The sequence below is a fragment of the Bariatricus sp. HCP28S3_F11 genome (genome assembly GCF_052065395.1).
Classification (GTDB): domain Bacteria; phylum Bacillota; class Clostridia; order Lachnospirales; family Lachnospiraceae; genus Allocoprococcus.
In genome coordinates, this window is record NZ_JBQHUC010000010.1 from 51,385 (window position 1) to 65,169 (window position 13,785).

The window sequence follows — 13,785 nt, forward strand, 5'->3', positions numbered from 1 at the left end:
TCTCCTCTGTCATAAAAGTTAGACTTCTTTTATTTTCTGTGTACGCAGCCTTGTAATAAACCGTTCCAGACGTCCAAGCGCTTCTTTCAGATCTTCCAGAGAATATGCATAAGAAATTCTCACGAATCCTTCTCCGCTGGCTCCGAAAGCGTTGCCCGGAACGACCGCCACCTTCTCCTCTTCAAGGAATCTTGTGGCGAATTCTTCCGAAGTCATTCCAAATTCCTTGATACTTGGGAAAATATAAAAAGCACCGTATGGTTCAAAACATTCCAATCCCATTCTTCTCAATTCATGAACCAGAAAACGTCTTCTCTGATTATAAGCTTCGCGCATCTTAGCCACTTCTCCGCGGCAGTTTCTGAGCGCTTCCACTGCTGCATACTGACTGTTTGTCGGTGCGCACATAATTGCATACTGATGAATCTTTGTCATTTGTGCAATGATTTCTGCCGGTCCGCAGGCATACCCCAATCTCCATCCGGTCATGGCAAACCCCTTTGAAAAGCCGTTAACCAGAATCGTTCTTTCTTTCATTCCCGGAAAACTTGCAATGGAAACATGATCTCCCATATAACTTAATTCAGAGTAGATTTCATCCGAGAGCACAAACAGATCATGCTTGATCACCACATCCATAATCGGCTTCAGATCCTCGGAAGTCATAATTGCTCCCGTGGGATTATTCGGGAACGGCATGACCAGAATCTTGCTCTTCGGTGTAATCGCCGCTTCCAGTTCTTCTGCCGTCAGTTTAAACTGATTCTCGTTCTTCAGGGGAATTACAACCGGCACTCCGTCTGCCATAAATGCACACGGAAGATAGGACACATAACTCGGCTGCGGTATCAACACTTCATCTCCCGGATCCAGCATAGCACGAAACATCATATCAATCGCTTCACTGCCTCCTACAGTCACGAGGACTTCGTGATAAGGATCATATTCTACATTTACCCTGTCTTTCAGATAATTTGCAATCTCGATCTTCAGTTCCTTAAGCCCTGCATTCGATGTATAAAATGTACGTCCTCTTTCCAACGAATAGATTCCTTCTTCACGGATTCTCCATGGCGTATCAAAATCCGGTTCTCCAACGCCCAGTGAAATCGCATCCTTCATTTCATTTACAATATCAAAAAACTTACGAATCCCTGATGGTTCTAATTGTACTACTTTCTGTGATAATGGATTTCTCATTACGGTGTCACCAACATCCTTTCTTCCTTCTTCTGCGGTACCATGATGGTTCCATGGTCTTTATATTTCTTCAAGATAAAATATGTAGATGTTCCAATAATTGATTCGATCGGCGCCAGTTTCTCAGACACAAACTGAGATACCCCTTTCAATGTCCATCCTTCCAGAATGACCATCAGATCATAACCGCCTGAAATCAGGTACACAGCAGTCACTTCCGGAAAATTGTAAATTCTCTCAGCAATTTTATCAAAGCCCTGATCTCTCTGCGGGGTCACTCTTACTTCGATCAATGCCGTAATCATATCTGAACCTGCTTTATCCCAGTCAATAATCGTATGATATCCACAAATGATCTTTTCCTTCTCCATAGCGGCAATCTCATTTGCTACCGTTACTTCATCCGTTCCCAGCATAATAGCAAGTTCGCCAAGGTTCGCTTTGCTATTACGCTCAATATAATTCAGAATTGCTCTTCTTGTTTCTTTATTTTCCATGATTCTATCCTCCAGAATATCCGATAACGGGTCATGTCGATCCCGTCTAAATTAAAATCTTCGTCAATTCATCCGGTGCAGGGCGATCAATATACCGTATTTCTCCCTGGTTCAGGATGATTCTTTCACGGCCCGCCGTCGTATGTCCGATCACGGCTGCCGCCATTCCTTCCCTTGTAAGCGTATCTGCCAACTCTTCCCCTTTCGGCGTAATTACCAGGATACTTCCCGTACTGGTAAGCTGATAAGGATTGAGATGAAAATATTCACACACTTCGATTGTTTCCTGTTTTACGGGAATCCTCCTCATGTCTACAGAAAGACCGATATCCGCTCCTTCTGCCAGTTCCCAGAGTGCCGCAAGGATTCCACCGTCTCCAATCTGATGCATGGCAGATACGCCTATGGCATCAGCAGCTTTCATTTCTTTGAGCGAAATGAGCTCTTTTTCATAAGACGCAGTCTGTTTCAAAAACGCAGATGGAAAATGCTTAGCAAGACTTTCCTGTCTGGCCTTTAATATTCTTAACGTTCCCTCCAGACCGATCCACTTGATCTGCACAATATCCTGCCCTGCAGGCGCCTTGCAGCTCTGCAGTATTCTCTTTGTCGTTCCCACTGCCGTCACGTTCACGATCGTCGTCTGTATTCCAGGAATATTCTGTACGTCTGCCGCAAGAATCTCTATGCCATATTCTTTTGCAGCTTCCGAAGATGTCTGCATCATCGCTTTCAGTCTGGATTCATACGCAAATTCAGGCAACATGATCTGAATGCTGACTCCTTTCGGTGATGCTCCTCTTGTCGCAAGCGCATTACATACCTGTGCTATGGCAAACACACACAAATCTTTTTCATTGCCATAGAGAGAAACGCCAGATGAAAGAATCATCTCACCCGGATCAGCCTTAATCCCATAACAGCACTCCTCCTTAGCCGGCGGAAAAAATGCCGCATGTACGTCTGTATTCAATTGTTTCAAGACGGACCGTCTGTATACGGTCTGCGATATCTTTCCCGGTTTCATCCGCTATTCTCCTTCCCCGGAACCACTCTGAAGTGTTCTTGCCTCACTTACAGCTTCCCGGATCTTATCTTCATTCTGACTCTGAATTGCAGTTCTTATCAGCTTGGATGCTTCTGCACTTCCCGAAGCCGTTCCGACTTTCACTGTTACTTCCGAAGCTTTATATGTACTGTTATTAATAACGTCGCGACTGACCTCCTGTCCATTCTCATAAACAACTTTCCAAAGCCTTGCCGTACGTCCATTGATTGCTGTTCCCTCTTCTTCCATCGAACCGATCGCACTATCCGGATCTTCTACATATTTCTTCGAATATTCTGTGCGCTCGAGTGTTTCACTTTCAAATTCTACTGAATGGCCTTCGGCCCTGGTATCTTTTCCGTAAATATAGAACCAGACCTTATTATTACTGTCAACGTATCCCTCAATCAGGATCGGTGTATCATAATTATTTTTAAATTTAAAATCTTTCACACCTTCTGCAATTGCCGCATCCCTCGATGGCTCCACATAATTGACGATCATAGAATGTGCACATCGCTCAGTAACTTCCAGTTCCGAATAAAGAACCGCGTTATACAGCGTCGTAGATACCTGACAGAGACCTCCTCCGATATTTTGAACGACCTGCCCGTTCTCATAAGCGCTGCCGGCCACATATCCATTCTCTTCTGTATACGGTGCCAAGGTCTGTTCTACCGAGAGTTCTTCGCCCGGCATCAAAAGTGTTCCATTGAGAAGCTCTGCTGCTCTTCGGATATTTTTCACCCGGTCACCGTATCCGGCTTGTGTGGAATAAGACCCCAGTTCATCCCGGATTGATTCCAGATCTGCTCTTGTCACCGAAGGTGCTTCCGATTCCTGAACCAGTTCCAGCGTAATTTCTTTATATTTCCATTTTTCATTTAAATATTTTTCAAGATTCGCCAGAGATTCTTCGATTTTAATCTTATTTCCCGCCGCCTCATCCGTAATCTCAAATCCGGAACCTTTATGAGTAATCGTAGCATCCACAGCACGCGTCTCCATAGGAAGCGCCTTTTCAGTTAAAACTGATTTTGCACTCTCTCCATCCAGCTGATACGTGTCGTCAAGCACCAGTTCATTTTTTCCCAGCTTCCGGATCTGCCGGAAACGCTTCCAGACTGATCCCTCTTTCCCATAAGAGACTGCCTCTTCTATCAGCTTATCCACATCTTTCATTTCAATTCCCAGATCACCAAGTGTTGTCTTAGCGGTCTGTTCTCCAACTTTGAGAGTTACTTTGAGCTGTCTGTATTCCGCCATCTTTTTCTCTACAGCATCTTTTGCCTGCTCTTTTGTCATACCAGACAGTTCTACTTTCCCTATATAGATATGATTACTGATTTTATCTTCCTCTGTTTTATTCACATAACGATAAAGCAAACCATAAGAGATACCGCAAACCAGCAAAATACACAGCAAAAACAAACCGCTTAGATAGGCGATTCTCTGTCTTTTCCTTCTTCTCGCTTTTTTGCTCAAATGCGGTTTTCTTTTACGCTTCGGCATTGCCAGTTTCCCCTCTTTGCTGCACTTCTTGTTTTACCGCTCCTAAATCAAATACGGCAGTACCATCGTAACCACCATCGCCGCAATGACTACGAGGATGATCACTGCTGCTGCTCTCTGTGTCTTTTTACGATTGAACATTGTTTTCACCTCTACATGCATATTTCTTTACATTTTATACTCTTTGCCTCATTTTTGCAATACACAAGCCTCGCTTTTTTCATAGACCTCTTCACAGATCGTATGAATCGCTGCCTCATGATTCAGCGGACTCCTGTTCTGATAGTCAAACAACAGAATCACCCGTCTGGAACTCATATTTCCAAGCACATCAAAGGAAAACGCTTCGAGATGTGTCATTTTTCGCAGTTGCCTTCTGTCGTAATCCTCATATCCAGCCAGATACCGGTGTTTCTTTGCTTCCTGATCATAGAATTCCTTTTCCTCTTCTTTTGAAATTCGTTCTTCTCCTGCAAATTCCGGCCGGTTTTTCGCATTTTCCCGAAGGAAGTAATCCAACGTCATCAACTGTCGATATTCCTCCGTATGTTCGGGATCCCGTTCTTCTGTAAAATCCAGAAGTATCTCATAACGAGTTACTCTGGAATGGCTCACAAGATTCATTCCTCTTTCTTCATAAAAGCGGCTCAGATCCTCAAAAAAAGCAAATGGGCTTTCATATAAACGGATGATATACGGTAAACTATGGCAAAACTGTCTGCTGTTATAATACATTTCAACCATCTCTTCAATTCCTTTAAGTCGTAGTATATCATCATAGGGCAGCCACTTTGTGTACAGCACTTCATAAGGCGGAAGACTTTTCGCAGCCAGTTCATATTCTTCTTTATGTTCTTCCATATAGGATCCTTTCAGCACTTTTAAAAATCCCAGCTGAAGCTGCTCCGGCTGCAGAGCATAAACATCATTAAACGATCTTTCAAAACTTTCATAGTCTTCAAACGGAAGCCCGGCAATCAGATCCAGGTGCTGGTGAATATTTCCAAATGAATGAATTCTCTTCACGATCCGCGCCACTTCTCCAAAACACATTGTACGGTGTATTTCACGGATCGTCTCATGATTTGTAGACTGTACCCCAATTTCCAGCTGAATCAGTCCCGGGCGCATCCGGCTCATCAGTTCCAGTTCCTCTTCATTCAGAAGATCCGCAGAAACTTCAAAATGAAAATTCGTAATGCCATTATCATGATCCATGATATAGCTCCAGATCGTCATCGCATGGTTATGACTACAATTGAATGTCCTGTCAACAAATTTCACTTGCGGCACTTTATGATCAATCAAAAATTGCAGCTCCTTTTTTACCAGTTCTAAATTGCGAAATCTCAGGCACTTATCCACCGATGACAGACAGTAACTGCATGAAAACGGACATCCCCTGCTGGATTCGTAGTATATGATCTTGTTTTCAAAATCTTTCATATTATGATATACAAACGGAACATCACTCAGATTCATTACCGGCCGCCATTCATTTTCGCCTATCTCTTCCGTCTGAATTACATCTGAGAACCGCCGATAAGTGATTCCCGGAATCTCGGCCAGTTCTTTTGTCTGATTCCGACTGCTTTTATTATAATGCATCAGAAGCTCTGCAAAAGTCTTCTCGCCTTCCCCCATCATCACACCATCCACTTCCGGGAGCCGTCTCAACACATCTGCCGCATCATAAGATACCTCCGGGCCCCCCAGCCACAGGATCACATCCGGCAAAATTTTGCGTATTTCGCGCACAATCTCTTCAACATAGATCAAATTCCAAATATAACATGACAAGCATAGCATATCCGGCTTTCTTTTATAAATATCCATTAATATCTCATCCGTCTGCTGGTTGATCGTATATTCCGCAATTTCTATCCTGACATCATTCTCTTTCTCCGTACCTTGCATCTTCTCCTCGGCATACGCTTTCAGACTATAAACAGCAAGATTAGAATGTATATATTTTGCATTTATAGCAGTTAACAAAACTTTCATACTCTGCCTCCTCGCTTACCACTAGCTGTTACTCATCACTATATAGCAAATCGAGTCATTTGTAAAATATTGAAAGTAAATTGATTTTTTTATATAAACTGGCTATTATATAGATATCTTAAATTCTTTATCAAAGGAGTATAACTATGCAGACAACCAAATGGCAAAAAGATTATGAAGAATTTGAAGCAGTCACAAGGAAATTTTATGCAGGCGAAGTAACAGTTCCTGAATATAAGGGGTTTTCCGGAGGATTCGGCAGCTATGCACAGCGCGGCGGGAAATCCAGCATGCTTCGTCTGCGTCTATCTGGAGGACGTGTCACACAAGAAAAGCTCGAATTTATTGCAGATGCAATCCGAAAATATCATATAGACAAAGTACATTTTACCACCTGTCAGACCATCCAGTTTCACAATCTGAACGCGGATACAGTCTGTGAGCTGTCCGTTTCAGCGCTTGACGCCGGCATCGTGACCCGTGGAGGCGGCGGTGATTTTCCAAGAAATGTTATGGTCTCTCCGCTGAGTGGCGTGGAAAAGGGCGAATATTTTGATGTGATGCCATATGCCAATGCAGCTGCCGATTACTTGATGGGGCTGATCAAAACAGTCAAACTCCCCCGCAAATTAAAAGTATGTTTCTCAAATTCTCCTGCCAATCAGACGCACGCAACATTCCGCGATCTTGGTTTCTGCGCAAGAGAAGACGGCACCTTTGACGTGTACTGCGCAGGTGGACTGGGCAACAACCCTAAAATGGGGGTTCCAGTAGCTGAAAAAATCCGTCCCGACCAGATTCTCTATTATATTGAAGCAATGGTTCGTTTATTCACCACATATGGAAATTATGAGAATCGTGCCAAAGCAAGAACCCGTTATATGCAGGATGTGCTTGGTGACAAACTGCCGGAAGAATATTTGAAGAAACTAGAAGATGCAAAAGCAGAGTGTCCGGATCTGACTCTTCATATCTCCGATAGCGTTTCTCCAAAATGCAGCGATGGTTCTGAAGTGGTTTCTCCCCGAATTATTGCTCAAAAGCAAAATGGTTTATACGCTGTCAAGTATCATCCACTCGGCGGATGCCCTTCTCCAGAAAAACTGGTTGACCTTTATGAAGCAATCTGTGACATGGATGGTGTTGAGCTTCGCCTCACTCCGGACGAAGGCGCATATATCATAAACTGTACCGGAAAGGAAGCTGAGAGAATTCTGGAGATCACATCCGACAGTGCCGGAACCGTATTCGAGTCTTCCGTTGCATGTATCGGCGCTTCTATTTGCCAGGTAGGTGTCCGTGACTCTCAGGCTCTCCTTGCCACTCTGGTAAACGAATCCAGAAAATGGGATTTTGCTGACGGTGTTCTTCCTCAGATTCACATTTCCGGCTGTCCATCTTCCTGCGGAACTCACCAAATCGGCAAAATCGGCTTCCGCGGCGGTATGAAGAAAGTAGACGGGAAACCGGTCTCTGCATTTGTGATGACGGTCAACGGAGAAGATGAAGAGAATCATGAACGTTTTGGCGAACAGCTCGGAACGATACTGGAAACCGATATCCCTGCATTTTTCAAAGACCTTGGAGAAGAGATCTCCGCTTCCGGTATGCTGTATGATGACTGGTATGCAAAGAATCCGGAACGCTTCAAAGAAATTGCAGGCAAATATTTATAAAATGAAAGCATAGCCGTTGACATTTTGGCGAAAACAAGTTACAATTATATTCCGTGCAGCCGGGGTGTTAGCGGTACCCTGTACCTACAATCCGCTATAGTAGGGGTGATGCTGTGCCGAGGGCTTTTCTTGTCAAAGCTGCCTCCGGTTCGTGGCGTTGATATCTGGGTCTTACGCGGCGGATCTCTGTGAACCGTGTCAGGTCGGGAACGAAGCAGCACTAAGCAGATGCTTCTGGGTGCCGTAAGGTAGCCTGGGTTGAGTTTACAGCCGGAGTACCGTTTGGGGGGAAATTGTTCGACGCACAGCGCACGAAAAATAATCTCGTTTTCTTATTAGTATCACTTGACTTTCCCCCGATAATCAACTACGCTTATTCTATATAATATGAACCGACTTCAGATATTATTTTTCTGAAATGCCGATGTAAATCAAGGAGGAGATTGCGATGTACGCAGAATTTGACGAAACTTTAGTAACTGGTAATGAAATGATCGACTCTCAGCATAAAGAGCTGATTGACAAAATTAATGACTTATTGAAGAGCTGTGAGCAGAGCTCCGGTAAAGTAACTGCAATCCAGACACTGGGTTACCTTGCAGACTACACTGATTTCCATTTTTCAGCTGAAGAAAAACTTCAGGAAGAGATCGGATACCCGGGAATTGCTGAACATAAGCAGAAACATGAAGAACTCCGTCAGGTCGTTTCCGAACTTCACGCTATGCTCGAGGAAGAGGAAGGTCCGTCCGAGGCTTTCGTTGCGCAGGTTCAGAAGAATGTCGTTGACTGGCTTTATAACCATATCAAAGGATTTGACCGTTCTGTTGCAGAGTACAAGAATATGACTCTCAACGATGAAAAACTGTAAAAAATAAAGACATTAAAATCTCTGATTGGAGTCCTCAATTTCCAATCAGAGATTTTCTTTTTCCAGTTCCTTTTTTCGTTTTTGCTTTTCGCGGAGCTCTTTAAAAAATCCTTTCATCATCAGAGAACATTCCTCCTCCAGTACGCCGGTTTCCAGCTCCACCTGATGATTGAACTTTGCAACCTGAAGAAGATTCAGTATCGACCCGGCGCATCCTGCTTTCGGATTCATGCATCCAACCACGACTCGTTTCATACGTGCCTGTACGATTGCTCCTGCACACATCTGACATGGTTCCAACGTCACATATAAGGTGCAGTCTTCCAATCTCCAGTCCCCCATTTTCCTACTAGCTTTTTTGATGGCAAGAATTTCTGCATGTGCAAGCGGATTTTTATCTGTGGTACGCCTGTTATATCCACGTCCAATAATCTTTCCTTCATAAACAATCACACAGCCAATTGGTACTTCCTCAATTTTCCATGCCTTTTTTGCCTGCCTGATTGCTTCCCTCATATACTTTTCATCCTCAGTGAGCTGTCTCTTCATCCTCTTCTCTCCTCGTTTTTTTTATCACATTACTGATTTCACGACACCAATACCCAAAATCTTCCGACTGACTGCGTTCTCCTTCTGTCCATTCCATTTCTCCTTTTTCCGGCTTCATAAACTGCCGAAATCCAAATGCACCGGCTGCGCATTCCTCTCTGGGATGATAAATACCCGGAACTCCGAGCCAGCATCTCCCATCTTTCCGAAATGAAACCAGATGATGATAGTTGTGATATCCGTGAAGCAGGAAATGATTGTTTGCCAGACGCCACTCCCTGCGTGGAAGCTGGGCGAGGTCCTGTCTGCTGATTTTGAAAATCTGTTCCCTGTATCCTTCTTCCTTTTCTGTTACTTCTTCCGTCAAGGACTCCCTATCATCTTCCAGCTTCTCGACAGGCTCTGATTGTTCCACATTTTCCGTCAGTTCTTCTTCCTCCGGAGCCTCCGTATCCGCTGGCACTTTCTCCCCGGAGCTTTCCGGATTCTCCGGAATGTCCTCTTTCTTTGAAAGCTCCACATCTTCCGGCAATTCTTCTTTCTCCGACTGCTTCGTTTCCTCTTTCGTCTCCCGCCGCAATATTTCCTCCCGTCTTATCATATTTTCAACATCAACCCGTCGTTCATTCCAAACAGCCGCATACCATTCTTCTTCCTCGTTTCTTTTCTTCCGGAGAATCATTCCTTCAATCTTGTTGAAAAAATCAATACCACCTGCGTCTTCCGCAGAATACGCAAGTCGATACCCAAAAGCAGATCTTGTTCCCGGGATTTCGCCCATATAAATTCCCACTGTCTGATTTCCCATCAGATAAAAAAGGAAGATTTCCAGTGTCTGTCCGTCCGACACCGGAAATCCCTGTCCGTAAATCTGGATCACTGCCGAATCATCAGATTCTTCTGTCCGCACAAATCCTACATTTCTGATTCGTTTCCCATTTTGATATTCATACAGATACCGGATAAATTTCTTCATAGCAAGAGTGCACTCCTTCAAAAAACATACCTACTCTAACTTATTCAGAATAATCCGAAATCATGACTAAAAAATCGCTGTGAGTTCTTGATACAGACGTTTTGCATAACTGTCCGTCATTCCACAAATATAATCCGTCACAAGCAGGAGACGGAGATACAGCTTTTCCGATTCACTTTTTCCTTTACTGTGAAAATAATATGCACTTTTATAATTATCTGATATAAAAGAAATAATCCTTTTATCGATTGTTCCCAGTTTCTCATAAGGGTTATCAAATTTCATGACAGCTGCCGAAAACTTATCCATCAAAAAATTCAGCATAACCGACTCTTTCATTTCCATTTTATAAATCTGCGCCGAAGTAAACACCTCGCGAAATGCCAGACTTCCAAGCAGATCCATCAGTTTTTCTCCATACGTCCCATAAAAAAGATCATGTTCATATCTTCCATCCATGATCGCTTCATAATTCGATGTAAACCCATCGGTTGCACAAGTAATCATGAAACCTTGTACACGAACAATCCAGTTCTTGACCGCATACTCCTCTGGTTTCCGTTCTCCGCGCTCTTTTCCCCTCATATAGAATTTGTCAAGTTCATACAACGCATCAAACGGACCTCCAGTTTCTCCTGTCTCCGTATTAAGATTTTCCAGTTCTTCTCTCAGCTTATGGAACGAAATAAATCCTTTAATAAATGAATCTTCGATATCGGCCGTTTTGTATGCAATATCATCAGCAGCCTCAAGAATAAACGTCAGCGGATGCCGACATCCATTGGTCCCGGTCGTTTCCTGTACATCATAGAAAATATCTCGGTCTGCATAATAATATCCTAACTTTTTATCCTTAATATTCCCGCTCTCCGGCCTGATTTCCAGCGAAGAAACCGGATATTTGATTATACTCCCCAAAAGCGCATATGTCAGATTCATTCCCCGTTCATCCACGAGATAATGCAGCTTAGTCACAAGCCTCAGTGCCTGCGCATTTCCTTCAAAATGATATAAATCTTCTCGCATCTGCGGTTCTAACAGTTCTTCTGCCTTTTGCCCGCAAAATTCCAGTTTTCCCAGATTCTCTGCAAACCATTCCCGAATAGCAAGCTCCCCGAAATGCCCGAATGGCGGATTTCCTATATCATGAATCAGGCCTGCACATTGAAGAATACTACAGATATCCTCTTTCATTCTCGGACTAAATCCCGGATCCAGGCCATACGTCAGTATATTTTCACCGATATTCTGTCCCAAAGACTTGGCAAATGATGATACTTCCAGCGAATGAGTCAGACGCGTTCTAATAAAATCACTTTTATCCAGAGGAAATACCTGTGTTTTGTCCTGAAGCCGTCTGAACGACGCACTTCCTATGATTCGATGATAATCCTTCTCAAATTCACTGCGCAAATCTGTAGATTTAACAGAACCGGCACGATGTACACTCTGCCGGTCCCTCTTTGCTGATAAAAGCTTTTCCCACTCCATAACAGCCCTCTGTCATTAATCCAGATAGATTGGCGGTTCATAATCCTTGCCAAGCGTTGCTTTTTTACGCTCTTCAAATCCAAGGAATGCCCATTCCGTCATATCTGTCCATTTATGTTCCTTACGGTCATAAACCTGAACATAACCGATGCGCTTCGGATGCATCCGAACACTGTTCGATTGATATTCATGACCTGTATACGGATTCACATCACCATTTACAAGATCTTCATCTTCATCCACACGTTTCTTGATCGGCTGAAAATCTTTTGCTTTTTCGTGACGCTTTTCTTCTCTCTTTGGCGAAGAAATAATCTTTGTTATTCTGGAGAAACGCGATTCCCTATGCTCAGTCTTCGCTGTTTCCTCTTTCATGGTTTCCTCTGGCTCTGCTTCCGGCTGTACATCCGTAGCTTCTTCCATCACAGATTCCGATATTCTTTCCTCCTCTGTCGGTGCTTCTGCCACTGTCTCCTCCAGCACTTCTTCTCCGATTGCATCTTCTTCCGGCTCGCCATGAACCAGTTCTTCCTTAACTTCAGCTTCCTTAGCTGCTTCCTCCTCGCCTGCCGTCTTTTCCTCAGGTTCAGATATTTCCTCTACTACAGTTTCTGTCTCTGTTTCAACCGTTGTATCAATCATTTGCTCTACCACAGGTTCCGTGGCCGGAGCAGCTTCTTTTTCTCCCTCCTGCTCCTGCGGTTCTTCCATCATATCTACGATCTCGCCCACTGTAATATCTCGTTCCGCTTCCTTCGCTTCAGCACGTGCCGCTTTTCTTTCCTTCTTTGCTGCAAGCTTATCCAGTTCTTTACTTGTCGGTGGAACTTCTTCAATTACAGATGCCCTCTCTGCCGCTTCCTGACTTGCAAGAATACTGAGTTGGAACGAACACCCCAGAATGTCTGCAATCATGCGCATATCCTGCTCTTGAAAATTATCTCTTCCAAGACGCTGTGTCAGATTCTGTCTGGACATCTTTTTCCCAGTTCTTTCCTCAATCTGTTCTGCCAGCTCCTTGATTGTCATACCTTTTCTGCTTAAAACAATTTTTACTTGCTCCCCAAATGTGAGACTTATCATGCCATCTTCTCCTCCTTATTAATTCAGCACCATTTTCCCTATTTTTTATTGTAGCAAATGACAATTTATCCGTCAACAGTCGTCATTTTTTTCTTTATTTTTTGCTCTTTTTCTTCCTCCTGACTCGGATATTCTACACTTGCGATTTTCACAACTTTTTTCTCTCATTTTATTTATTTCTGTTCATGATTTACAAATTATAAAATTTTTATAAAAATACCTTTGATAAATCACTCCCCTTGTGTATAATAGGGGATATCCAAAAACAAGGGCGTTTTCCTAACACGGAAAGCGCCTTTTTGTTTTCCAGAAAAGGAGGGTGTTATTATGAAAAAACTGGAAATCATCATCCAGCCGGAGAAGCTTGAAGACCTGAAAGCAATTCTTGACGCTTCCAACGCAAACGGCGTTATGATCAGCAACATCATGGGATACGGCAATCAGAAAGGGCACAGAAAGATATATCGCGGAGCTGAATACAGCGTGAATCTTCTCCCGAAAGTAAAAGTTGAAACAGTCGTTGACCCTTCTGTTGCAGAACCTTTGATTCAGAAAATCGTTGAGGAAATCCAAACCGGAGCATACGGCGACGGCAAAATCTTTGTGTATGAAGTGGAAGATGCTGTCCGCATTCGTACTGGTGAGCGCGGTACCGCAGCTCTTTAATCAAAATGGTACATATAAATAAAAAAATTCATATTTGTTATCAATGAGGATAGCTGTGCATCTGATGCATCAGGTATCCTTTTTTATAACAGAAAGAGGAGATAGTATTATGGGATTAACAGCATTAATTGAAAGCAGCATGGAAGCCACGGCAGCAACAGAGCTTCTTCTGAATGTAGTATGGACAATTGTAGGTGCAATATTGGTTTATT

The 13,785-nt window shown here is 43.4% G+C and carries 12 protein-coding genes and 1 other RNA gene; 4 read left to right on the plus strand and 9 right to left on the minus strand.

The annotated features are described in order from the left end of the window. Positions 1–18 precede the first annotated feature (18 nt). The 5 genes from ACTNBR_RS06865 to ACTNBR_RS06885 all read right to left on the minus strand — a co-directional run bounded on the left by ACTNBR_RS06865 (position 19) and on the right by ACTNBR_RS06885 (position 6,261). Entirely contained in the window at positions 19–1,200 is a 1,182-nt protein-coding gene (locus ACTNBR_RS06865) for an aminotransferase class I/II-fold pyridoxal phosphate-dependent enzyme (protein ID WP_441017475.1), read from the minus strand. Next, a complete protein-coding gene (locus tag ACTNBR_RS06870) occupies positions 1,200–1,697 on the minus strand; it encodes an Lrp/AsnC family transcriptional regulator (protein ID WP_427806146.1) in 498 nt (165 codons plus the stop codon). The genes ACTNBR_RS06865 and ACTNBR_RS06870 overlap by 1 nt, the downstream gene beginning before the upstream one ends. 46 nt (positions 1,698–1,743) lie before the next feature. Next, complete coding sequence (locus ACTNBR_RS06875) at positions 1,744–2,724, minus strand: AIR synthase-related protein (RefSeq protein WP_441017472.1); 981 nt, start codon at positions 2,722–2,724, stop codon at positions 1,744–1,746. Positions 2,725–2,727: 3 nt separating this feature from the next. Beyond that, entirely contained in the window at positions 2,728–4,257 is a 1,530-nt protein-coding gene (locus ACTNBR_RS06880) for a VanW family protein (protein ID WP_427806148.1), read from the minus strand. 189 nt (positions 4,258–4,446) lie between these two features. Beyond that, complete coding sequence (locus tag ACTNBR_RS06885; protein WP_441017469.1) at positions 4,447–6,261, minus strand: B12-binding domain-containing radical SAM protein; 1,815 nt, start codon at positions 6,259–6,261, stop codon at positions 4,447–4,449. A 146-nt stretch (positions 6,262–6,407) separates the two neighbouring features. Between ACTNBR_RS06885 and ACTNBR_RS06890 the strand changes: the two genes are divergently transcribed. The 3 genes from ACTNBR_RS06890 (at position 6,408) to ACTNBR_RS06900 (ending at position 8,808) form a co-directional block, all read left to right on the plus strand. Next, positions 6,408–7,937: a nitrite/sulfite reductase gene (locus tag ACTNBR_RS06890; RefSeq protein WP_441017466.1), complete on the plus strand. Its 1,530-nt coding sequence runs from the start codon at positions 6,408–6,410 to the stop codon at positions 7,935–7,937. Between the two features lie 51 nt (positions 7,938–7,988). Then, positions 7,989–8,252: signal recognition particle sRNA large type (gene ffs / locus ACTNBR_RS06895), an RNA gene on the plus strand. A 133-nt stretch (positions 8,253–8,385) separates the two neighbouring features. Beyond that, a complete protein-coding gene (locus ACTNBR_RS06900; protein WP_441017463.1) occupies positions 8,386–8,808 on the plus strand; it encodes a bacteriohemerythrin in 423 nt (140 codons plus the stop codon). A gap of 45 nt (positions 8,809–8,853) precedes the next feature. On the opposite strand, the gene tadA is transcribed toward ACTNBR_RS06900, so the two are convergent. From tadA to ACTNBR_RS06920, 4 genes are all read right to left on the minus strand, one after another. Continuing rightward, positions 8,854–9,357, minus strand: a complete 504-nt coding sequence (gene tadA, locus ACTNBR_RS06905) for a tRNA adenosine(34) deaminase TadA (RefSeq protein ID WP_427806152.1) — start codon at positions 9,355–9,357, stop codon at positions 8,854–8,856. Beyond that, complete coding sequence (locus tag ACTNBR_RS06910; RefSeq protein WP_427806153.1) at positions 9,338–10,333, minus strand: hypothetical protein; 996 nt, start codon at positions 10,331–10,333, stop codon at positions 9,338–9,340. The genes tadA and ACTNBR_RS06910 overlap by 20 nt, the downstream gene beginning before the upstream one ends. Before the next feature lie 66 nt (positions 10,334–10,399). Then, the gene (locus ACTNBR_RS06915) at positions 10,400–11,824 is read right to left on the minus strand and encodes a deoxyguanosinetriphosphate triphosphohydrolase (protein ID WP_441017460.1); all 1,425 of its coding nucleotides are present in this window, start codon (positions 11,822–11,824) and stop codon (positions 10,400–10,402) included. A 15-nt stretch (positions 11,825–11,839) separates the two neighbouring features. Then, positions 11,840–12,907, minus strand: coding sequence for a hypothetical protein (locus ACTNBR_RS06920; protein WP_427806155.1), 1,068 nt, complete (start codon positions 12,905–12,907; stop codon positions 11,840–11,842). 327 nt (positions 12,908–13,234) lie between these two features. Here ACTNBR_RS06920 and ACTNBR_RS06925 point away from each other — a divergent pair, with 327 nt between their 5' ends. Then, positions 13,235–13,573, plus strand: coding sequence for a P-II family nitrogen regulator (locus ACTNBR_RS06925; protein ID WP_427806156.1), 339 nt, complete (start codon positions 13,235–13,237; stop codon positions 13,571–13,573). The last annotated feature ends 212 nt before the right edge of the window (positions 13,574–13,785 follow it).

Excerpts from the sequence above, each read along its gene's own strand:
- ACTNBR_RS06900 (WP_441017463.1), top strand. The coding sequence starts at position 8,386 with ATGTACGCAGAATTTGACGAAACTTTAGTAACTGGTAATGAAATGATC.
- ACTNBR_RS06865 (WP_441017475.1), bottom strand. The coding sequence starts at position 1,200 with ATGAGAAATCCATTATCACAGAAAGTAGTACAATTAGAACCATCAGGG.
- ACTNBR_RS06925 (WP_427806156.1), top strand. The coding sequence starts at position 13,235 with ATGAAAAAACTGGAAATCATCATCCAGCCGGAGAAGCTTGAAGACCTG.
- ACTNBR_RS06890 (WP_441017466.1), top strand. The coding sequence starts at position 6,408 with ATGCAGACAACCAAATGGCAAAAAGATTATGAAGAATTTGAAGCAGTC.
- ACTNBR_RS06885 (WP_441017469.1), bottom strand. The coding sequence starts at position 6,261 with ATGAAAGTTTTGTTAACTGCTATAAATGCAAAATATATACATTCTAAT.
- ACTNBR_RS06880 (WP_427806148.1), bottom strand. The coding sequence starts at position 4,257 with ATGCCGAAGCGTAAAAGAAAACCGCATTTGAGCAAAAAAGCGAGAAGA.
- ACTNBR_RS06870 (WP_427806146.1), bottom strand. The coding sequence starts at position 1,697 with ATGGAAAATAAAGAAACAAGAAGAGCAATTCTGAATTATATTGAGCGT.
- tadA (WP_427806152.1), bottom strand. The coding sequence starts at position 9,357 with ATGAAGAGACAGCTCACTGAGGATGAAAAGTATATGAGGGAAGCAATC.
- ACTNBR_RS06910 (WP_427806153.1), bottom strand. The coding sequence starts at position 10,333 with ATGAAGAAATTTATCCGGTATCTGTATGAATATCAAAATGGGAAACGA.
- ACTNBR_RS06915 (WP_441017460.1), bottom strand. The coding sequence starts at position 11,824 with ATGGAGTGGGAAAAGCTTTTATCAGCAAAGAGGGACCGGCAGAGTGTA.
- ACTNBR_RS06875 (WP_441017472.1), bottom strand. The coding sequence starts at position 2,724 with ATGAAACCGGGAAAGATATCGCAGACCGTATACAGACGGTCCGTCTTG.
- ACTNBR_RS06920 (WP_427806155.1), bottom strand. The coding sequence starts at position 12,907 with ATGATAAGTCTCACATTTGGGGAGCAAGTAAAAATTGTTTTAAGCAGA.